At 58.5% G+C, this 306-nt stretch carries 1 pseudogene; it reads left to right on the top strand.

Annotation, left to right across the window (positions count from 1 at the left end):
• Positions 1-306: pseudogene (locus SB756_RS29085) on the top strand (hypothetical protein); the annotation flags it as partial.

Below are 306 nucleotides of genomic sequence, written 5' to 3'. Positions count from 1 at the left end.
GCACAGGCCTGCTTTAACCTGAATGCTCTCGCTCAGCCGACGACGGCGTCGCGTCCTATCGCGGTACAACAACTGATTGCCCTGATCACGCGCCTGGATGTGCCTGCTTATCGGGCCGAACTGATAGCCGAAAGCCTGTGGGAGTTTATTGACGAAGACCGCAGCGTGCAGACGCGTCTGGGGCGTGAAGACAGCGAGTATCTCGCCCGCTCGGTGCCGTTCTACGCCGCCAATCAACCGCTGGCCGATATCAGTGAGATGCGCGTGGTACAGGGAATGGACGCCGGGCTTTATCAAAAACTGAAA

Origin of the sequence: Pseudomonas sp. SIMBA_068, from assembly GCF_046534705.1 — a bacterium.
GTDB classification, from domain to species: Bacteria; Pseudomonadota; Gammaproteobacteria; order Pseudomonadales; family Pseudomonadaceae; genus Aquipseudomonas; species Aquipseudomonas putida.
The sequence above is the reverse complement of the archived record's forward strand: the minus strand, read 5'-3'. Positions and strand labels throughout refer to the sequence as shown.